Below are 20,532 nucleotides of genomic sequence, written 5' to 3'. Positions count from 1 at the left end.
CAGAGGCTCAACCCTGCGATCTCCAGCGGAGCACGACGCGCTCGACCAACTCGTCTTCGCCGCCGCTCTTGTTCCATAGGTCGACGAAGCTGGGGTCTTCCGAAGCCGGGCGCTTGTGCTCTTCGAGGTTGTCAAAGCTGACACGGATCGGAATCGCGACACCCTCGCCGCAGACGATGCACTCTCGGTTGCGCAGGGCAGGAATGGAGTCGAGGAAGCCGCGCGAACCTTCCGGCATTGCGGATCGGACAAAGGCTTGGTCACGATCGTTGTTGAGACGCATCGAAATGATCGTACCGCACTGTGACAGCACGCCTTCGGCCAAGTCCGACGGACGCTGTGTGATCAGGCCAAGCGAGATGCCGTATTTACGACCTTCCTTGGCGATACGGCTGAGGATCTTGCCGACGGAAGAGCCGTCCGAGTTCTTCTCGTTCGGAACATAGCGGTGGGCTTCCTCGCATACGAGCAGGATCGGGCGCTGCTGTTCCTCGCGCCCCCAGATCGCAAAGTCGAACACGAGGCGGCTCAGAACCGCGACAACAGTGGAGGTGATGTCGGAAGGAACGCCAGAGACGTCGATGATCGAGATCGGTTTGCCGTCGCTGGGCATGCGGAACACTTTGGAGATGAAGTCCGACATCGAGTCCGCCACCAGCATGCCAGAGAACATGAACTGATAGCGCGGATCGGTTTTCAACTCTTCGAGCTTCTGCTTGATACGCATATAAGGCGCCGAGGACGTAGCCTTGTCGAGCTGACCCATCTCGTCCTGAAGTTTGGTCGACAGGTCGGAAAGGAGATACGGAATGGGCGAGTCGACTGTGATCTTGCCCATCGTCTCGGCCAACCGGTTCTTGCTGCGGGCATGCAGCAAACACTTGGCGAGGATGTCCATATCGACCTGACGCTCATTGCCGTCGCTGGTCAGGATGACTTCGCAATGCTCTTCGAAGTTCATCAGCCAGTACGGCATTTGCAGGTTCGAAACGTCGAGAATCTGACCGGTCTGCTTGAACGCTGCAGAATATTCGCCGTGCGGGTCAATCATCACGATGTGGCCCTGCGGGGCGGCTTCGCAGATGCGGTGCAGGATCAGCGCGGCGCTGGTCGATTTACCGGTACCGGTCGATCCCAGCAGAGCAAAGTGCTTGCCCAACATTGCGTCGATGTAGAGACCGGCGCGAATATCTTTGGTCGGGAAAACCTTGCCGATCTGAATGTTGGCGCGGCCATCACTGGCATAGATTTGTTCAAGGTCCCGAGTGGTGGCCGGATAGACCATCGCACCGGGGACGGGATAGCGTGTCACACCGCGCTTGAAGCCGTGAATACGGCCGGTCAGCTTTTCCTCGCTGCCCTCGCCGAGAAAGTCGATATTGGCGATAATGCCACCATTCGCACGGCGATCTTTGCGCTGGTCACGAACGTTGGCGAGCAGCCAAGCATTGCCAACGCGAATTTTGATCTGACTGCCAACTTGTCCCGCCAATTCAATTGAGGGATCAGAATCTTCCATGCATTCATTCAAGCGCTGCGGATCAAAGGCAACTTGAGAGCCCGAGCCAGAGATTTCGAGCACAACACCAATGGGCGCGCCCGCATTGTCGAGATCGTGTTCTGGCTCATGTGCCGGTGCAGGCGCGGCTTGCGGCGCATCGCTAACCGATGCTGCGCCAACCGGTGTGCCTTCGAAATTCTGGTTGCCCATATCGCCCATATGCGGCCTCTAGTCCCTTGTTCGAGCACGCCAGACCGATTTTCGATCCGGCTTTTTGCTTAATTCAGGACTGCCAGAGTTCGGTTAAGAACGCGTCAACGCTGTCAAGGACGCTGCGCCTTGCGAGGCTATTGGAAGCGGGCAAACAAACGGCCAGCGAGAAGTCCCATACTCACCGAAAGGAGGATGGCACCAAGACCATAGAACAAGGACCAGCGTTGGGATGCCGATACGACTTGACCCTCTAGACCAACCTTGACCACCTCAATCTCTGCCGTCGCACTGGCCAGCACGCGGCCGTTGGCGATTGCGAAAGTTTCTGCGGTGTATGGTCCGGTGGATACGTTTGAAGGCAGTGCAATCCGCGCCTGGTACAGCACCTTTTCCTTAATTCGGACGCCTTCGGGGTCTTGCTTGTAAAGCCCAAGGCGTTGCCGCAGATCGACCAGACCCGTTGCAAAACGGCGCTGTTCCTCGGTGTCGATCACGCCGCTGGGCGAGAGCTGAATGAAATCGGTGCCGAGCTCGTAAATTGCAGCGGTACGCTCGTCGACAATCTGGTCGATCGGGCTGGAGGAGGCGACGGCAAAAAAGGATGGGACGGATCGGAAATCGCTTGATGCCGCGTTCATCCAGATGCCGGCGATCCGCTCTTTCTCTCGCAAACGAATGGGCTCGGCAGGTCCTTTGAGCACCACGACAATATCGTACTCGGTCCCGTCGCTGTTGCTCAGCGGGTCAAACACTGCGCCATAGAGCAGCAGGTTGGCCCCCGTGAAGCCCTGCCGCACCTCAATCCGGGACTGGTTCACTTCGGGCACCAACACAGGCTCACGCTGCGCTGAACAAACCAACGCGGCAACAAGCACAAATGCGAGGCGCCAAGGTGATCTCACAGCGGTGTCACCGTGTAAATCTCATCGGGCTGAACCCCGAGCCCGTAAAGCATGCGCAGCGCCACCGCGAGGACAATGGCAGCCAAGACCAAACGCAAAATCTCTGGTTTCAGCTTGAGCGCAATCTGCGTGCCGAACTGCGCGCCCATCACAGAACCGAGCAGCAAGAGACCAGCAAGCACAATGTCCACCGCCTTGGTCGTCAGCGCGTGGGTCATCGTGGTGACCATGGTCACAAACAGGATCTGGAACAGCGAAGTGCCGACCACCACATTGCCGCTCATCCCGAACAGGTAGAGCATGGCTGGCACCAGAATGAAGCCACCGCCCACACCCATCAGCATGGTGAGGATGCCGACAATCACGCCAAGGATCAGCGGGGCCAAGGGTGAAATGTAGAGACCTGAGCCGTAGAATCTCCACCGGAACGGGAGGCTGGCCACCAACGGGTGATGCCTTCGCTTTCGCGGCTGCGCGGCCTTGGCGGCCATTGATGGCCGCAGCGCCTCTAGTGCTTCTTTGAGCATTAGTGAGCCAATCGAGCCCAGCAAGAGCACGTAGAGCACGTTGATGACAACATCGATCTGTCCGATGGATTGGAGCAGGCTGAAAAGACCCGCGCCCATCAGCGCACCGATTACACCGCCGCCCACAAGGACACCGCCCATGCGGAAATCGACCCCCTTCCGGCTCGAATGCGCGATCACGCCGGAGACGCTGGCGCCCGTCACCTGCGTCGCCGCAGAAGCCGCGGCGACGGTTGGCGGAATGCCATAGAAAATCAGCAGTGGTGTGGTCAGAAATCCGCCGCCAACGCCGAACAGACCGGAGAGAATTCCGGTCAGCACACCGAGCAGCACAATGAACAGACCATCCACCGAGAGATTCGCAATGGGGAGGTAAACGTCCATGATTTTGCGAGTAGCTTACCCTAGCGATGGATTAAAGGCACGGTCTGCGCTGAGTCCCCGTATTGGCGCTGGCTGTTGCGTCAGAAACGCGTTGATAGCGTGGCGGCGACACCGGACTCCGGAGCTGCATCGCCGACAACCTGCTCTCGCCAATCGACCGAGAGGCGTGCGGGGACTTTGCCAATGGTCAAATCCAGCCGCAGCGTCGGTCCCAAATCCATGCGGTTGGCATCTTTCTGAACCCCGCCCCAAGCGCCCGCGCCCACACTCAAACGAGCGCTCTTTGTGTCGGTGAGATCAAATTGCTTCACTTCGCGGGTCACGGCGACTTGGCCATCCGCGAATCCGGTCGCCGTATTGCCGCCAACATACCCGCCTTGCCCATACATCTCCGCCGTCAGGCCCAGGGGTAGGCGTTGGGGGGCGATTTCGGTGACGACAAAAGCCGCAGGGCGCACTTCTGTCCCGAAAGGTGTGCTGGTCAATCGCGCTTCCGTCTGTGCGCGTAGTGGAAGCGAGGGAACCGGTTTAAGCGATACGCCAACGGATACCTCGTTCTCACCACTGCGCACCAGAGCGCGGTAAGCACGCGCGTACAATCGCGGATCCCGGCGCGAGGACGGCGCGAGCCGGTATTGCAAGTTAGCACCCAGCTGGCTGGCTCCGTAAATAGGCACGCGCCCTTGCGAGATCAGCGAAGAATTGGAACCCTGACGCCAGAAAGCCCAGCTGTCGAGCGACCAGCGATCCGGATTTGGCCGATCAGGGGCAGTGCTGCTTTGCGGAGGCGCGAAAGGCGGCTGGAGAAGCCCGGGTTGGAACGTCGCCCGTTCAGATAAAGGGCCTCTCGGAGTGAATGAAAGGGCCTTCGACCACAGAAGGCTATGAGATGTTGCAATGCCTGGCGCCAGAATCGACGACCGTGCAGGCAGCTGTGCGAATGGCACCGAAGGTTTTGCTTTGGTAGCTCCAATCCTGAAGAAACCGCGCTGAACGGTAGGATAGGTGATTGAGGCTACCTGCTTCTCAGTTCTCGGAGATTGTGTTGCCGGTTGAGTGGGTTCTGAGGGAGCTTCCACCAATAGGCGGGGGAGGTTGTCGACAATCTCGGTAAACGGATTCTCCCAGACCGCCGCGCGGGTCCCAACCCATGCCAGCATGATGACCCCGATCACCAGCAAGGGGCTTCCGCGTCTCTTTGTGCTTTCGGTCACAGTCATACAGCTCCCGCAGGTAGCGCGTTCGCCTTGATCGGCTGCAGGCTGTGAGGTGTTTTGTCCCAGATGGTCGCGCCACCAAACAGCGTGCGCGCATAGGCCATGATCGCCCGGCGACCTGCCATGATTGCAATGGCGTTGGCTACCGGAATTCTCAGCAGCGCCCGAAATCCCTCCGCCACGCCGTAAACCCGAGCCGTGAATGCAAAACGCATCGCCACACGCCAAGCAAAAGCGGCGAGGTTGATCGTGAGCAAAGCAAAGAGCACCGGCGTAAGCGCAAGCGGCTCACCCGTCCCGATCGCCCGCGCCGTCCAGCCAAGAAGCGTTAGGGCGAGCAGAGTGTAGCCAACCACCAAGACCAGCGCCGTGAATGGCCCCCTCCGGTCCCGCGCACGCATCCACGCCTCGACCCAGCCTTTCGACCATCCGGTCCGATCCCAACCTTGAAGCGCGATGCCGTGAAGCCAGCGGGTTTTCTGACGGACCGCTAGATCAAGCCGATGCGGGAAGTGCGCGCGTGTGGCGATCAAGCGGCCATCCTCACCCTTGGCTCGGACAAAGCGGCACGTGCCGCCGGCTTCGGCCACAGCAAGGCCAAGCTCGTAATCCTCGGTCAGCGAATCTTCGGAGAACGGTTTATTGGTGGTGGTGCGACCGGCGAGTGACCGCAAAGCAGGGCGCGAAACGACGCAGCCTACGCCCGCCCCAGGCAGCCCCGCGCCCAGAGCATCACGGACCACCATGGTTTTGCCATGCGCCTCAGCAAATTCCTCGCAATAGTGGCTACCGATCCAGCGGCTGCGCGGTTGCGCAAACGGCTCCACCGGCAATTGCGCGAAGTCGACACCGTCGGCCACGGATTCAGCCAGCAGTCCAAGCGCAGCTGGGTCTACAACGTCTTCGGCGTCATGGAACACCACACCCGCAAACTGGCCGCCCATTCGCCGCTCATCATCGCGCATCGCCGCATACAACCGGTTAAGGCAATCGGCTTTGGTGGTGGGGCCATCGCGGTCATGGATCACCAACCGAATTCTCGCATCGCCTGCCGCCGCCGCGATAATGGCGGCCATTGTATCGGGATCATTGCGATAACACCCAACATAGAGGCGCATCGCAGATTGCGGCCATGTCTTGAGCATATGGGACACGGTAGAGCCAATGATCTTCGCCTCGTCCCATGCGGGAATGAAAACCGCCAAGGGCTTGGCCAATTCGTTGCTCTGAAGTGCATGCCGATTGAGAACGGGCGTTGCCGCTCGGCCCGAAGCTTTCAGCCACATCCAAATGCCATCCACCGCGATGTCATCCAGCGCGCCGATCAGGAAAAAGACCCCTGCAAACAACAGCATCTCGTGCTGAAGCAGCGATAGCCACTGCCACAAAGTGATATCCAAAATTGCCAAGGCGCCCCTATCCTTTGCAAAAAACAGGCTAGCGTGCCCGGATTGGACTTGCAACGGGGCAAACTTTTCTCAAAGACGCCCGACAACATGTCTGATCCGCTTTCTCCCCTTCCCCGCCCGATCCGTTCTATCTTTGCACCGGTGCGCGCGCTGTTTGTCGGCGATGCCTCGGCTGGTGTGCTGCTGATCATCGTTGCGGCTGCTGCGATGCTCGCTGCCAACTCGCCATTTTACGGCGAGTATCGCGAGCTTTTCTATGGCGAGTTGTCGTGGACGCCGATCGCGAAGCTCGATGATCTGCACCTTTGGATCAACGACGGCTTGATGGCGATTTTCTTCTTCGTCGTCGGGCTTGAAGTGAAGCGAGAGATGGTAAGCGGGCAGCTATCCGATCCATCCGCCCGCACATTGCCGATGGCAGCAGCTGCAGCGGGTATGGCGTTTCCAGCGCTCGTTTACATCGCTGTTTCAGGTGGTGGTGAATACTCAAATGGCTGGGCGATTCCAGCCGCGACCGACATTGCCTTTGCGATGGGTGTTCTAGGTCTGCTGGGCAACCGTGTGCCTGCGTCGCTGCGACTATTCCTGCTGACAGTTGCGATTGTCGATGACATCGGCGCGGTGTTGGTCATTGCAGTGTTCTACACACCGACGATCAAGCTCGCTTGGCTGATCGCTGCGATGGTCGTTCTGGCAGTGATGATCGGCCTCAACCGTGCGCGAGTGAGCATCTTCACGCCGTATATTCTGCTATCGCTGGTGCTGTGGTATTGTGTGCTCAACACTGGCGTGCACGCGACGATTGCCGGCGTGCTCGCGGCTCTCACTATTCCGCTGCACCGACGTGACGGTAATTCCATGCTTGAAAAGCTGGAGCACGGTTTGGCGCCTTGGAGCGCCTATCTGGTGGTGCCAGTCTTTGGCTTTGCCAATGCGGGCGTTTCACTGCAAGACATGGGTCTGGAGGCATTGCTTGACCCGCTTCCCTATGCGATCGCAGCTGGCCTTGTGGTCGGCAAACAGGTCGGCATCTTCACCACCGTATTCATGCTGGACAAAACCGGCCTGGCCAAACGCCCCGAAGGCGCGAGTTGGCCAGAGATTTGGGGCATTTCGATCCTCTGCGGCATCGGCTTCACCATGAGTCTGTTTATCGGCGGCTTGGCATTCCCGGATCAGCCAATGCTCGTTGAAGAGGCCAAGATCGGCATTCTTATGGGATCAGCAATCTCGGCGGTACTCGGCTTCATCGTCTTGCGTCTGACCACTTCGCATCCCGCTGAGGATTGCGATGATCAGGGCGTCCAGCCCAGCAACACCTAAGACTTGATTTGCGCGAGTAGCGCGATTTACCAGCTGCCGGAATTTTCCATGCTCGCCCATGGCTCCTGCGGTTCAAGATAGCCTTCCTGCAGCAGCTCGATTGAGACGCCATCGGGTGTTTTGACAAACGCCATATGGCCATCGCGCGGCGGGCGGTGGATCGTATGCCCAGCATCCGCAATCCGCTGGCATGTCTCGTAGATATTCTCGACCCGGTAGGCGAGGTGCCCAAAATTGCGACCGCCATCATAGTCTTCTGGCTCGCTGCCATCTTCGGGCGGCCAGTTGTAGGTCAGTTCAACCTCGGCCAGCCCCTCTTGCCCCGGCGCGGCGAGAAAGATGAGCGTGAATCGCCCTGCTTCAACATCGAAGCGGCGCACTTCCTCCAGCCCGATCAGTTTGAAAAAATTCACTGTCGCATCGGGATCGGTGACCCGGATCATGCTGTGGAGATATTTGACCATAGGGGAGCCTCGCAGATTTCGATTCGTAGATCCCATATCAGCCCAAGGGCCAATACGAAAAGGCGCGAGACTGACTAGCAGCCCCGCGCCCTGTTCCACCTGCTTCTACGGCAGGAAATCGTGCTTTTACTTAGAAGCTCGCTGAGACTGTCGCGACAAAAGCGTCACCGGTGAAGACTTCGCCCGGATCAATCAGAGGATCGCCATCCACACCCGTCACAGCGGCGCTGATTGTGAACGTGTCGTTGAGCGCGAGATCTGCGCTGATCGACCAGTCAACAGCGGTGCTGTCATTGGTGAAGGTCAGGAAACCTTCGGTGTAACCGAGGTGACCGTTAAGCGTGATCGGCGTGTTCGGAATGCCAACGCTGATATCGCCGTAAAGATACAGGTTGTCTGTACCGCCAAGCGAATCCTGGTCTGGTGCATAGGCGATGCCAGGCGTCAGCGAGACAGGACCAAGCGAGAATGACACCGAGCCATAGAACTCGACATAGTCAAAATCGCCAGGGCCAGCGTCCGGATACAGATATCCGATAACACCGACATCTGCCGAAAGACCGTCTGTCAGGTCACCGCTCCAGCCGCCATAAAGATCGACCTCGGTCGAGCCAAAACCTACAGTCGTTTCATCTAGGCTCGAAGCCCAGGTGCCGACGTAAAAGCCCGATGAGTGACTAAGGTCGAGACCGCCCTGAACAGCAAAACTGCTGTCACTCAGGGTGACACCGCGGAAGCGATAGTCGGTGGTGAAAGCCACGTTTGCCGAGAAAGAGAACGGGCCATCGCCGCCAACCGAGTTGGCTTCTTTGGAATCAACCGGCTTGGTTGCGCGATCGATTTCGGACGAAAGAACAATGGCCGCATCTTCGGATTTGGCATTGGTAAGAAGCGCTTCGGCTTCGATGAGTTCATTGCTTGGGGCAATAGTTTCCGACGATCTCGTCAGATGCAAATGCGGGCGCCGCTGAGAGGAACAGACCCGCCGAGAGTGTTGCGGCGGTGAGGCCGCGGATGGACGTGAGCATTACAACTTCCTTGTTTATGTTGTTGCTTCGTCCCGCCTGCGCGATCAGTGGTCGCCTTTTTTTGGTCGCGATCTCACTGATAACGAAACTTTCGTGCCCCCTGACCCTGTCAGACGCAAGAGAAATTCCGCGCCCGCACACAAATTCGTAATTCTATAGCTGGATTGTAACATTTTTGCTGCACTGCAGCGACCGGTTGCCGTTCACCTACAGCATTAGTATGGCGGTATGAAATTATCTCCGATTGTGCAGGCCATGCCAAACCCCCTCAGCAAACTCTTCAAGCCGAAAGCCAAGAAGAAGCGCATGCGCGCCTCTGTTCCTGAGGCTTCGCGCTATTACGTTATCGGCGACATTCATGGACGGCTCGACCTCTACAAGGCGCTGATCAAAGCCATTGAGAAGGACGATGCAGAGAGCGCTTCTGCAGACACGCAGGTGATCTTGCTGGGCGATCTGGTTGATCGGGGCCCGGATAGCGCTGGCGTCATTGCCAAAACGCGCAAATGGCAGAAATCGCGCGCTGTCAGAGTGCTTGCGGGGAACCATGAGGAAATGTTCCTCAGGTCCTTCGAAAAGACCGATGTATTGCGGCACTTCCTCAAGCATGGCGGGCGGGAGACAATCCTCAGCTACGGCATCACCAAGAAGGCGTTCAACGCGCTGACCTTGGAAGAACTGTTTGCGAAGCTGCCTGATCTTGTGCCGATGAAAGACCGCGAATACCTAGAGGCGTTCGAGGAAATGATCATCGCTGGTGACTATGCCTTCGTCCATGCGGGGATCGATCCGGCGGTGCCGATCGACACCCAGAAGCGCAGCGATCTGCTGTGGATCCGCGAGCGCTTTCTCGATCATGACGGGCCACTGGAAAAGGTCGTGGTGCATGGGCACACGATCTTTGACAAAGTCATCGACTGCGGAAACCGGATCGGGATTGATACGGGCGCATTTCGCTCCGGGGTTTTGTCGGCACTGGTTCTGGAAGGCGATACCCGCCGCGTTATCCAGGCTTGCGACAATGATGATGGCATAGAAATTCTGCAGAGCAATAGCGCGAGCTAGCTTCCAACAGTAAGACATGTCGGGGTGTAGACACGCGCCAATCCTCAGCGCAGTGTAACTGTCGGAGCGCCTGCTTCGTATTCGAGGCAACAGGCAATTTCGGGAGGACACGCCATGACCGCTATTCTTAACGGGCTAACCACGGCATTCATTTTTGTGGTCGGGCTTGCAGCGCTGGCGCTCGTCGTCCTCTTTTTCATTGATCGTTATCAGACCGCCGACACGGTGCGCCGCAACTATCCGGTGATCGGACGGATGCGGTACATCCTGAGCGAGCTGGGCGAGTTCTTCCGCCAGTATTTCTTCGCCATGGACCGCGAGGAAATGCCGTTTAACCGCGCACAGCGGGACTGGGTGAACGATGCGGCCAAGGCGCATTCGACCAATGTCGCGTTTGGCTCCACCCGCAATCTGGAACCGGTCGGCACACCAATCTTCGTCAATTGCCCTTGGCCGACATTGGAAAAGGATGCGGTTGATGCCGGACCGATGATGATTGGCGAAGGCGCAGCGCGCGTGCCTTATTACGCAACGTCGATCTTCAACATCTCCGGGATGAGTTATGGCGCGCTGTCGACGCCTGCCATCCGCGCTCTATCCAATGGCGCTGCCAAGGCCGGATGCTGGTTGAATACGGGTGAAGGCGGATTGGCCCCACACCATCTGGAGGGCGGTTGCGACATCGTTTTCCAGATCGGCACAGCCAAATACGGCGTGCGCGATGAGGCTGGCAATCTCTCAGACGAGAAGCTGCGCGAAGTCGCCGCACACGAACAGGTCCGCATGTTCGAGATCAAACTCTCACAAGGCGCGAAACCGGGTAAAGGCGGCATTCTGCCTGCTGCGAAGGTCAACGCAGAGATCGCCGCCATTCGCGGGATCAAGGAAGGCGAAGCCTCGATCTCGCCCAATCGCCACCCCGAAATCGGCAGCGTATCGGAGTTGCTCGATATGATTGCCCGTATTCGCCAGGTGACAGGTAAGCCGGTTGGAATGAAAACCGTCGTTGGCGCCTATGGCTGGCTTCAGGAGCTGTTTGCCGAGATCAACAAACGCGGCATCGAAAGCGCCCCTGATTTCATCACGGTCGATGGCGGCGATGGCGGGACCGGCGCCGCGCCTATGCCGCTAATCGACAATGTCGGTCTGACCTTGCGCGAGGCGCTGCCAATGCTTGTCGATCTGCGCGATGCAGCCGGACTCAAAGACCGCATCCGCGTCGTCGCCAGCGGCAAATTAGTCACGCCGAGCGAGGTGGCGTGGGCGCTTTGTGCAGGCGCCGACTTCGTGATTTCAGCACGCGGTTTCATGTTTGCGCTGGGCTGTATTCAGGCAATGAAGTGCAACAAGAACACCTGCCCAACTGGCATCACCACGCATGACCCATCGCTGCAACGCGGGCTTGACCCGGCGAACAAGGCAGTGCGGGTGGCCAACTTCGTCGAGCAGATGCGCAAGGAAGTGGGTGTGATCGCGCATAGCTGCGGCGTGCCCGAACCGCGTCGATTGAAGCGATACCACGTGCGGCTGGTATGCCCCGATGGCCGCTCGCGTCCCTTGGACGAACTTTATCCGCCCGCAACCGTCGCGGCCTAAACACCGATCCAGTGCTTGCGGTAATCAGCCTTTGACAGGCCCGAAAGCAGCGTAAGGATGACGAGCGCCGCGGCGGCGATGCAGGCATAGGCGATGCTCTGCGCCTCTTGTCCACCACGGAAATAGATCGCAAGCAACGCCCAGCAGAAAACCAGCGCGTACCAAGGGTTGCCCCGCGAACCCAAAACCGCAAGCGCCGCAATACCTCCGCCAACCGCGACCATCGCCGCCGTCCACATCGGATAGGCGAAGTCACCGCCGAAGCCGTGATAGACCAGTGCCGCCGACACATTGACGATGCTCGCGGCAGTGAGCCAAGCGGCCAGCGCGCTAAGCACAAGCGCCGCAAACCACCGCTCGCCGGAGCTGAGTTTTGATTGGCTAGACAGCGTGCGAAGACACATCAGAAGTCCGCCGAGCGATGTCAGGATGATCACCACAGACACCCAGGTCAGATTGTTGAACTGCGTGTAGATCGCCCAGACACCCTGCGCGGCCAAAGCGACTGCCGCGGGCCATGCGATGCGGTTGAGAAGCAGACTCTCCCGCTGCGCCGGAAGCGCCTGCCAGATCGCGAAGATCGCCGACCCCAAGAACAATGGCCCCCAGATCGCAAAGGCCCAACCAGAGGGTGTAATCAAAGTGCGTATACTGTCCGATCGTTCACCAATCGGATCACCCATCCCCAGAGCAGGAAGGAAGGTTGCACCGATCTGGACAAATACGGCGAGAACAATAGCTGCTCGCTGAAGCGGCGGGCGGGTGGCGAGGGAAGGTGATTTCATAAACAACCCAACTCACAGCTTCCCGCAAAGTTTCGCCGCCAATTCGGCCCTAAGGGAGCCGGGTGCCCGACCAGGATGCGGAAAACGAAAGCGTCAGGGGGCATCATAAGCCGGGTTCTGTCTCCGCAACCGGTATCTTGCGACCAGCGCTGCGGCGGCAGCCATTCGTCTAGGCGACCTGTTGCCAAGCCGCTCAAGCAGCCAACCCGGGTCTCTCGCGGCGAAGCGCCACTGCCTTTCGGCGCGAGACCCCTATTTGGCCTTGCTCCGGGTGGGGTTTGCCATGCGGGCGCTGTTACCAGAGCCCCGGTGCGCTTTTACCGCACCCTTTCACCCTTGCCTGTGAGCTTTAGGCTCCATCGGCGGTATACTCTCTGTGGCACTTTCCCTGAATGCATCTCCGAAGAGAAGCACCCGGCGGGCGTTACCCGCCACCCTTGCTTCGTGGAGCCCGGACTTTCCTCGGTATCCTAAGATAACGCGGCCGCCTCAGCCCCCTGACAATAGGTCACATATAGAAAGGGCCGGCATTAGGAAAGCCGGCCCTCTCGATTTCACATTGGCAGGTGGGGCTTACGCGCCGTCACCGCCGATATTGTCGATTGTCTCGTCGGGCGACAGAAGCAGCTTCCAAATCAGAGCACCGATGGCTGCACCAATCAGCGGCGCGACCCAGAAAAGCCAGAGCTGCGAGACGTAGCCCGCATTCTCGGCATAGAACGCCACGCTGGTTGAACGGGCCGGATTGACCGAGGTGTTGCTCACCGGGATCGAGATCAGGTGGATCAGCGTCAGGCCAAGACCGATTGCGATTGGCGCAAAGCCAGCCGGGGCCTTGGGCGATGTCGAACCCAGAATGATGATCAGGAACAGCGCGGTCAAAACAACCTCTGCAATCAGAACCGCAAGCATCGAATAGTTGCCCGGCGAGAGATCGCCATAGCCGTTCGAAGCGAACCCGCCGGCGCTGAAATCTGGCGCACCGCTGGCGATCACAAACAGGGTGCCCGCTGCAACGAATGACCCGATGACTTGCGCCACCCAATACGGAACCAGTTCATTCCAGCTGAAGCGTCCGCCAAGCGCAAGACCAAGCGAAACCGCAGGGTTGAAGTGTCCGCCCGAAATGCCGCCAACAGCGTAGGCCATAGTCAATACGGTCAGGCCGAACGCCATCGACACACCGACAAACCCAATGCCCAATTCTGGATAAGCCGCGGCAAGAACAGCCGAACCGCAACCTCCGAAAACCAGCCAGAATGTGCCGAAGAATTCGGCGCCAAGTTTCTTCATCATCATTGATCCCTCCGCGAATGCTAAATGTAACTTGCGTGCTTAAAGCAGGAATCTCCTCCCCCTGCTGTAAGACCTTGTAACGCGCGTCATCGTGACACGCCCCTGTCGCGATCGAGCAAAAGCTGGAACAGGATCGCACCGACCTGCTGGTCCACCTGCCCGTCAATGATCTCGGGCCGCCAACGGCGCTGGAACGCTTCGACCGCCTTTTCAGCGTCCGTGATGTCATAGCCGAAGCGCTCCATGGCGAGCATAAAGGCACCATCGTTGTCGAACGGATCCCCCAATTCGAGCTTTTCAGGCTTTGCGAGACACAATCCGTATTCAGCCAGCCGATCCCAAGGGAATTTTTCGCCCGGATCGATTTTGCGCGCGGGCGCAACATCGGAATGCGCAACCACGTTGGCGCGCGGGATGTCATAGTCTTTGACGATCCGCGCCAACAGCGGGATCAGCGCGTCAATTTGCGCCTTCGCAAATTCGGGATTGCCGCCAGCGTGCCCCGCATGATCAAGCTCGATCCCCACGCTCGCCGAGTTCACATCGGTCACACCGCGCCAGAAGCTTTTGCCCGCATGCCACGCGCGCATGTCTTCGGTCACGAGCTGGATAACCTCGCCTTCTTCCGTGATGAGGTAATGCGCAGAGACGCCCGCCTCGGGATCGGTCAACCGATCCAGCGCCGTCTCCATCGGCTTCATTTCGGTGTAGTGCAGCACTGCCATCGTGATGGGCAGCTTGCGCTCATTGCAGTTGGGGGAAAGCTGCGTGCGATGGATCAGCTCATCCGCCATGCTTAGCCAATCATCCCTTCCGGTTCAGGGATCACCGCGCCGAGCACCAGCGCACCCTCGCCCATTTGGTACTGCAACCCGCCGCCGCTCTCTTGGGCCAGCAGGTTGATCATGTGTGCGGCGGCTGTGCGACTGGTCACTTCGTCAGCGCCCAACTCGCCCTGCAACGCACGCCCGATCACTTCGTCAAAGGCGATCTTGTCCGCTGTCGCGCGGGCAACAATTTCGACATTGCCGTCTCGCCGTTCTGCACCGATATCCAGCGTCCCACCGCGCACCAGCGCATCCAGCGCGATTTGCGACAGGTTGAGCATCACCTTTACGGCCGGTTTGGGCAGGCTGTTCTCCATCACGGCCCAATTCAGCACCACGCGTTTGTTGTCGCTCGCTAGCGCAGAAATCACCTCCTGCGCCTCCTCAATCGGAACGGCATCCCCGAAACCACCAGCGGCACCGAACGCAAGGCGGAAGAACTTGAGCTTATCCGTGCTGATCTTGGCGCTTTGCTCCAGCAATTCCACGCAGCGCTTTTGCATTTCAGGGTCTTGCTCTTCAGCCAGCAGCTCCAGCCCATTGGAAAGCGCGCCCACGGGCGAGAGCAGATCGTGGCAAAGCCGCGAGCAAAGGAGGGCAGCAAGATCGGTTTGGGAAGTCATCTGACGGTCGAGTTTCCTGAACAGGTGTTACACTTGATACGCGGTCCTAAGACCAAAAAGGCGACGCATCCACTGGCCAAGTGAATTAACGGACAAAAAGCAGGGTAAAGGGCGGTCAGCCTGTTTCATAGCTTGGTATGATTACGACCCGATCACTTCGTAGGAAAGCGCATCGAAGCCTTCCGGATTATCCTGCCAGAACCTCAGTTGATCACTCCCAGCGATAGCCCAAACCTTTCCGTCCTTGGCAGACATCGCCCTGTCCGTATCTGACGGAGATGGCTCGCCGCTGGGGTGCGAATGGAAATAGCCCAGAATCTGAGGGCCACCTTCACGCTCCTCGCGATGCGCATCGATCAACGCCTGCGGGTCGATGTCGAAGTGGTGGTCAGGATCTGGGTGGACGTTGGAAGTTTCACGGGCCTCGATGACACGACCGGCACGTCCCAATAAGAGCCCGCAGGCCTCACGCGGATGGGCATTTCGAGCCGCATCGAGGATCTGCCTGCAAACCTTCGCCGGAACGGGCAAATCGCCAGATTTTGTCATGTCCAACCGCATCGTGGATTTTCTAGCCTCGCCTGTAATACTTGTCACTCGCAAGGGCTTGGCCCATGGCGCAGGCTATGTCTGATCCGCAGATCATATCCGGGGCAGTGGAAACCCCTGCCCGCCTGGATAAAGCGCTGGCGGACGCGACCGAGCTTAGCCGCGCGCGGGTTCAGGCTTTGATTGCTGATGGGCGTATCACAGTCGATGGCGTCTTGGCGTCATCGGCAAGCGCCAAAATCTCTGCCGGGTCGCAATTCCAGATCAGCGTCCCACCTGCCGCAGAGGCCGAGGCGCAGCCGCAGGATATCCCGCTCGATATTGCGTTCGAGGACGAGCACCTAATCGTCGTCAACAAGCCTGCGGGCATGGTTGTGCACCCCGCTGCAGGAAATCCCGACGGCACACTTGTCAACGCGTTGCTTTATCACTGCGGCGGCTCTCTATCCGGCATTGGAGGAGTTGCGCGCCCCGGTATCATCCACCGCATCGACAAGGACACATCCGGCCTGCTGGTCGTGGCCAAATCCGACGCAGCGCATGAAGGGCTCGCCGCGCAATTTGCCGAGCACAGCGTTCACCGCCGATACCTTGCGATTTGTGGCGGGCATCCGAACCCGTCCGAGGGCACAATTCAGGGTCGAATCGGGCGATCAGATGCCAATCGAAAGAAAATGGCTGTGCTCGACAAGAATTCCTCACGCGGAAAACATGCGGTTACCCATTACAAGCTTCTCCAACGGCTCGCGCATTCGGCTTTGATCGAGTGCCGGCTGGAAACCGGGCGAACCCATCAGGTGCGCGTTCACTGTGCGTCAATCGGGCATGCTCTATTAGGAGATCAAGTCTACGGCAGCGCTCCGAAGCCGCTGAAACCCATACTCAAATCGCAAATGTTCGCGCGACAAGCGCTGCATGCTGCTGAACTGGGCTTTAAGCATCCTGTGACACGAAAAAGTGTTCATTTCGAAGCATCTTTGCCCGATGACATGCGGGAACTAATCGACGAACTTACCCGTTGTAATCGATGAAAGCGCACCCAAATGCGTTATTCTCGCGTATAAGTAACCGAGTGGCCCAGAATCACGGATGCCCATCAGGGGTCCCGATCAGTCGGTCGACACTAGAAAGGTTAGGAAAAGAGTGAGCAAAGCAACCGTCCCGGCCCTTAGCGGCGAGCAGAGCCTCAACCGCTATCTGTCCGAAATCAAAAAATACCCTGTGCTGACCGCCGAGCAGGAATACATGCTCGCCAAGCGGTATCAGGAGCACGAAGATCCCGAAGCCGCTTCGCAGCTGGTTTCGAGCCACCTGCGGCTCGTCGCCAAGATCGCGATGGGTTATCGCGGATACGGCCTGCCCGTTTCGGACCTGATTTCCGAAGGCAATGTCGGCCTGATGCAGGGCGTCAAGAAATTCGAACCCGATCGCGGCTTCCGCCTCGCGACCTACGCGATGTGGTGGATCAAAGCTTCGATGCAGGAATTCATTCTGCGCAGCTGGTCTCTCGTTAAGATGGGCACCACCGCGGCACAGAAGAAGCTGTTCTTCAACCTTCGCCGGATGAAGAAGCAGCTCGAAGCCTACGAAGACACCGACCTCTCGCCAGCGGATGTGACCAAGATCGCGACCGACCTCGGCGTGCCCGAGCAGGAAGTGATCAACATGAACCGCCGGATGATGATGGGCGGCGACGGGTCGCTCAACACGCCGATGCGTAATGGTGAGGAAGGTTCTGGCGAGTGGCAGGACTGGCTGACCGATGATCGTCCACTTCAGGACGAAACGGTCGCTGACGCCGAAGAGGCGCAGGTGCGACACGAAATGCTGGTCGAGGCGATGGACAGCCTTAACGAGCGTGAGCAGCACATCCTGACCGAGCGCCGTCTGACTGAAAAGCCGCAGACGCTCGAAGAGCTGTCACAGGTCTATGACGTATCGCGCGAGCGCATCCGTCAGATCGAAGTGCGCGCATTCGAGAAGCTGCAGAAAGCTATGCAGCGGATCGCTGGCGAGCGCCTTTTGCCGGGTATGGCTTAAGCGCTAATCAGGCAAACGCTCAACCAAAGCGTCGAACGCAGAAACATCGAAACGCCGGGGGTTTTCCTCCGGCGTTTTGTTTTGGAGCTCGCTCAGCAGGGAGCTGTGATAAGGGAATTGCCACCGCACCCGGCCCGGAAAGACCTGCTCCATCGTCTCAAACCATCGGATTAGATGCGGCTGCAGCGCGAGATGCTGGTCGAAATTGCCGCGCCTGCGCGTGGCATCACCTTCCTTCTGCGCTCTCGCCACGTCTGGTTCGATCTTCTTGACCAGATAAAGATCGGCAAAGCCCAGCCGCTGCTCCGCGATCGCCTTGCGAACGAAACCCTGCGCATGGGAGAACTTGTCAGGCCAATGAAATCCGACGCGCTCCATGCACCATGAATAGTGGATCTTCATCGGATCGGTATCGCAGATCACGAAACCGTGCTCGCGTTCAATGGCGAGCGCCATCTGGAACTTCCGAACATTGTGCTCGGCCCAGAAATGGGCGTGCTCATCAAGCGAGGCATCGGCGCGCGGCAATGTGCCTTTGGCCGGGATTTCCGGCACCCAAAGGCCATCGCCAAATTGGCGCGCAAACGTGGTCTTACCAGCCGCGCTGATGCCTTCGGCAACGATGATCATTGCTTGATCCTTCCGGGCCCCGCGCCCTCGGATTACTCCGCTGGAGCGAGGTCCAACACTGCCGCGATCATCGCGCGGGTGCCGAGTGTGACGCTTTCCTTGGGCGCAACCTTGAACAAGGGCGAGTGGTGGCTGGGCACAGCAGGGCCGCCCTCGTCCTCGGCGTCGAACGCTTCCTTGGGCGTGCCTCCGACCGCGAAATAATAACCGGGCACCTTCATTTCCTCGGTCACGAAATAGGCGAAGTCTTCCGCGCCCATGCCTTGTTGTTCAAATGTGACGAAGGCGTCCTCACCCAGATCGCGCTTCATCACATTGTTAAGACGGCGGGCGAGAACGGGATCGTTGTTGGTCACCGGTGTTCCTTCGCTCACCACAACCTTCACCGGCAGGTCATCGGGCAGGCCATGCGCTTTGCCGATATTGACCGCGATCCGCTCGATCGAGGCGAGCAGCTGGGCACGGGTTTCTTCGTCATTGGCACGCACGGTCAATTGCAACGCGGCTTGATCAGAGATGATGTTGTGCTTTGAACCTGAGTGGAACGAGCCAACGGTGATGACAGCAGGTTTGAGCGGCTGCACTTCGCGGCTGACAATCGACTGTAGGGCCGTGACGATTTGCGAAGCGATATAGACCGGGTCTTTGCCGCGGTGCGGGCTGGCACCGTGTGCGCCCACTCCAGGCACTGTGATGTCGACCGAGTCCGCACTCGAATACTGGATGCCCTCAGAGGCGGACACCTTACCCGTCTCCAGACCAGCGCTGACGTGGAAGGCCAGCGCGTAATCGGGCTTGCCGAAACGTTCGTAGAGCCCGTCTGCCAGCATGGCCTTGGCCCCGCCCACGCGTTCTTCGGCGGGTTGCACGATGAACATCACCGTGCCGCTCCACTTGTCCTTATTCTCGACCAGCCAGCGCGCGCTGCCGACCATTGAGGTGATGTGCACATCGTGCCCGCAGGCGTGCATCACGAAGTACTCTTTGCCGTCTTGGCCAGTCTGCTTCGCCTTTGACGCGTAATCCAAACCGGATTTCTCTTCCACCGGAAGCCCGTCCATATCTGCCCGCAGCAGAACAAGTGGCCCATCGCCGTTCTTGAGCATTCCGACCACGCCGGTGCCGCCGACATTCTCGGTCACCTCGACACCCGCCTGGCGCAGCTCCAGTGCCATGCGCGCGGCGGTTTGGCTTTCGAGGAAAGAAAGCTCGGGGTTCTTGTGAAAATGCACGAAGAGCGGCGCGAGATAGCTGTCGTAATCCTGCTCTACTGCCGCCGCAATATCATGGTCGTCCGCCGCAACAGGAGCCGCAAGCAGCGCCATGGAAACAGCAAAGGCAGAGGCGGTTTTGGCGATCAGGCGCATCGAATTCTCCGTGTCAGAAATGTCTTCGGCGCTTTCCAAGCACGACGCGGAGTGAACCGCAAGCGCCACCAATGATTGCACCGCCCCTCGCCACTCCCTAACTCAAGGCAATGGCCAAGAAACTCGCCTGGTTTTTCGCGAAAGCGATCCTTTGGTTCGTCGGGATCAGCCTCGCGCTGGTGCTTCTTTTCAAGTGGGTGCCGGTGCCGGTCACGGCGACCATGGCGATGGATGAGAACGGCTACACCAAAGATTGGGAAGCGCTGGAGAATATTGATCCCAACATGGTCGCGGCCGTGATTGGCGCGGAAGATGGCAAATTCTGTGAGCATTCCGGATTTGACACCGAAGCGATCCGCAAAGCCGCCGAAGCCAACGCCAAGGGCGGTCGCATTCGTGGAGGCTCCACCATATCTCAACAGACCGCGAAGAACGTCTTTCTTTGGCAAGGCGGCGGGTATTTCCGCAAAGGGCTGGAAGCGTGGTTCACCTTCCTGATCGAGACCGTGTGGGGCAAGCATCGCATTATGGAAGTGTACCTCAACGTCGCCGAAACCGGCATCGGCACTTACGGCGCTGAAGCAGGTGCGCAGCGTTACTTTCAGAAATCCGCCGCGCGGCTTGAGCCGTATGAGGCAGCGCGCATGGCAGCGGCCCTTCCCCTCCCCAAAAAGCGCGCCGTGGTGAACCCCACCGGGTGGCTCGCGCGCCACGGTCGAACGATCAATGCGCGCATCGCGGTGGTGAAACGTGACGGGCTCGATTCCTGCGCCTATGATTGATCGC

General features: G+C 58.8%; 20 protein-coding genes and 1 other RNA gene. 6 read left to right on the top strand and 15 right to left on the bottom strand.

Annotation, left to right across the window (positions count from 1 at the left end):
* Nucleotides 1–7 precede the first annotated feature (7 nt).
* From AC0V6K_RS10145 to AC0V6K_RS10125, 5 genes are all read right to left on the bottom strand, one after another.
* Complete coding sequence (locus AC0V6K_RS10145) at nt 8–1,720, bottom strand: ATP-binding protein (RefSeq protein WP_472621852.1); 1,713 nt, start codon at nt 1,718–1,720, stop codon at nt 8–10.
* A gap of 128 nt (nt 1,721–1,848) precedes the next feature.
* Nucleotides 1,849–2,616 carry a TIGR02186 family protein gene (locus AC0V6K_RS10140; protein ID WP_472621850.1) on the bottom strand — a complete coding sequence of 256 codons (768 nt, stop codon included), beginning with the start codon at nt 2,614–2,616 and terminating at the stop codon, nt 1,849–1,851.
* On the bottom strand, nt 2,613–3,527 hold the full coding sequence (locus AC0V6K_RS10135) for a sulfite exporter TauE/SafE family protein (RefSeq protein ID WP_472621848.1): 915 nt from the start codon (nt 3,525–3,527) through the stop codon (nt 2,613–2,615). Before AC0V6K_RS10135 ends, AC0V6K_RS10140 begins: the two co-directional genes overlap by 4 nt.
* An 80-nt stretch (nt 3,528–3,607) precedes the next feature.
* Entirely contained in the window at nt 3,608–4,126 is a 519-nt protein-coding gene (locus tag AC0V6K_RS10130) for a hypothetical protein (protein ID WP_486172625.1), read from the bottom strand.
* Nucleotides 4,127–4,743: 617 nt separating this feature from the next.
* On the bottom strand, nt 4,744–6,153 hold the full coding sequence (locus tag AC0V6K_RS10125) for a glycosyl transferase family protein (RefSeq protein ID WP_472621844.1): 1,410 nt from the start codon (nt 6,151–6,153) through the stop codon (nt 4,744–4,746).
* Between the two features lie 87 nt (nt 6,154–6,240).
* On the opposite strand from AC0V6K_RS10125, the gene nhaA reads away from it, so the two are divergent.
* On the top strand, nt 6,241–7,476 hold the full coding sequence (nhaA, locus tag AC0V6K_RS10120; protein WP_472621842.1) for a Na+/H+ antiporter NhaA: 1,236 nt from the start codon (nt 6,241–6,243) through the stop codon (nt 7,474–7,476).
* A 26-nt stretch (nt 7,477–7,502) separates the two neighbouring features.
* On the opposite strand, the gene AC0V6K_RS10115 is transcribed toward nhaA, so the two are convergent.
* A complete protein-coding gene (locus tag AC0V6K_RS10115; RefSeq protein WP_472621840.1) occupies nt 7,503–7,940 on the bottom strand; it encodes a VOC family protein in 438 nt (145 codons plus the stop codon).
* 130 nt (nt 7,941–8,070) lie between these two features.
* Nucleotides 8,071–8,895: a TorF family putative porin gene (locus AC0V6K_RS10110; protein WP_472621838.1), complete on the bottom strand. Its 825-nt coding sequence runs from the start codon at nt 8,893–8,895 to the stop codon at nt 8,071–8,073.
* 328 nt (nt 8,896–9,223) lie between these two features.
* Here AC0V6K_RS10110 and AC0V6K_RS10105 point away from each other — a divergent pair, with 328 nt between their 5' ends.
* Together AC0V6K_RS10105 and AC0V6K_RS10100 are read left to right on the top strand one after the other, a co-directional pair.
* Nucleotides 9,224–10,033 carry a metallophosphoesterase family protein gene (locus AC0V6K_RS10105; protein WP_472621836.1) on the top strand — a complete coding sequence of 270 codons (810 nt, stop codon included), beginning with the start codon at nt 9,224–9,226 and terminating at the stop codon, nt 10,031–10,033.
* A 114-nt stretch (nt 10,034–10,147) separates the two neighbouring features.
* Complete coding sequence (locus AC0V6K_RS10100) at nt 10,148–11,629, top strand: FMN-binding glutamate synthase family protein (RefSeq protein ID WP_472621834.1); 1,482 nt, start codon at nt 10,148–10,150, stop codon at nt 11,627–11,629.
* On the opposite strand, the gene AC0V6K_RS10095 is transcribed toward AC0V6K_RS10100, so the two are convergent.
* From AC0V6K_RS10095 to AC0V6K_RS10070, 6 genes are all read right to left on the bottom strand, one after another.
* On the bottom strand, nt 11,626–12,414 hold the full coding sequence (locus tag AC0V6K_RS10095) for a hypothetical protein (protein ID WP_472621832.1): 789 nt from the start codon (nt 12,412–12,414) through the stop codon (nt 11,626–11,628). The genes AC0V6K_RS10100 and AC0V6K_RS10095 overlap by 4 nt on opposite strands.
* A 90-nt stretch (nt 12,415–12,504) precedes the next feature.
* Nucleotides 12,505–12,914, bottom strand: an RNA gene (gene rnpB / locus AC0V6K_RS10090) — RNase P RNA component class A.
* 73 nt (nt 12,915–12,987) lie between these two features.
* Entirely contained in the window at nt 12,988–13,710 is a 723-nt protein-coding gene (gene aqpZ / locus AC0V6K_RS10085) for an aquaporin Z (RefSeq protein WP_472621830.1), read from the bottom strand.
* Nucleotides 13,711–13,796: 86 nt separating this feature from the next.
* The gene (locus AC0V6K_RS10080; RefSeq protein WP_472621828.1) at nt 13,797–14,504 is read right to left on the bottom strand and encodes an N-acetylmuramoyl-L-alanine amidase; all 708 of its coding nucleotides are present in this window, start codon (nt 14,502–14,504) and stop codon (nt 13,797–13,799) included.
* Between the two features lie 2 nt (nt 14,505–14,506).
* Nucleotides 14,507–15,160, bottom strand: coding sequence for a histidine phosphotransferase family protein (locus tag AC0V6K_RS10075; RefSeq protein ID WP_472621826.1), 654 nt, complete (start codon nt 15,158–15,160; stop codon nt 14,507–14,509).
* Nucleotides 15,161–15,301: 141 nt separating this feature from the next.
* Nucleotides 15,302–15,709: a M67 family metallopeptidase gene (locus AC0V6K_RS10070; protein ID WP_472621824.1), complete on the bottom strand. Its 408-nt coding sequence runs from the start codon at nt 15,707–15,709 to the stop codon at nt 15,302–15,304.
* A gap of 77 nt (nt 15,710–15,786) precedes the next feature.
* On the opposite strand from AC0V6K_RS10070, the gene AC0V6K_RS10065 reads away from it, so the two are divergent.
* Both AC0V6K_RS10065 and rpoH read left to right on the top strand, forming a co-directional pair.
* Entirely contained in the window at nt 15,787–16,740 is a 954-nt protein-coding gene (locus AC0V6K_RS10065; protein ID WP_472626112.1) for an RluA family pseudouridine synthase, read from the top strand.
* A gap of 58 nt (nt 16,741–16,798) precedes the next feature.
* The gene (rpoH, locus tag AC0V6K_RS10060) at nt 16,799–17,749 is read left to right on the top strand and encodes an RNA polymerase sigma factor RpoH (protein WP_486172624.1); all 951 of its coding nucleotides are present in this window, start codon (nt 16,799–16,801) and stop codon (nt 17,747–17,749) included.
* Nucleotides 17,750–17,752: 3 nt separating this feature from the next.
* Here the strand turns inward: rpoH and AC0V6K_RS10055 are convergent, their stop codons facing one another.
* Entirely contained in the window at nt 17,753–18,379 is a 627-nt protein-coding gene (locus AC0V6K_RS10055; protein ID WP_472621822.1) for a hypothetical protein, read from the bottom strand.
* A gap of 32 nt (nt 18,380–18,411) precedes the next feature.
* Nucleotides 18,412–19,815, bottom strand: coding sequence for a M20 metallopeptidase family protein (locus AC0V6K_RS10050; protein WP_486172623.1), 1,404 nt, complete (start codon nt 19,813–19,815; stop codon nt 18,412–18,414).
* Between the two features lie 41 nt (nt 19,816–19,856).
* On the opposite strand from AC0V6K_RS10050, the gene mtgA reads away from it, so the two are divergent.
* On the top strand, nt 19,857–20,528 hold the full coding sequence (gene mtgA / locus AC0V6K_RS10045) for a monofunctional biosynthetic peptidoglycan transglycosylase (protein WP_472621818.1): 672 nt from the start codon (nt 19,857–19,859) through the stop codon (nt 20,526–20,528).
* The last annotated feature ends 4 nt before the right edge of the window (nt 20,529–20,532 follow it).

The sequence above is a fragment of the Erythrobacter sp. S43 genome, from assembly GCF_057364955.1.
This window is presented reverse-complemented; position numbering and strand designations above follow the sequence as displayed.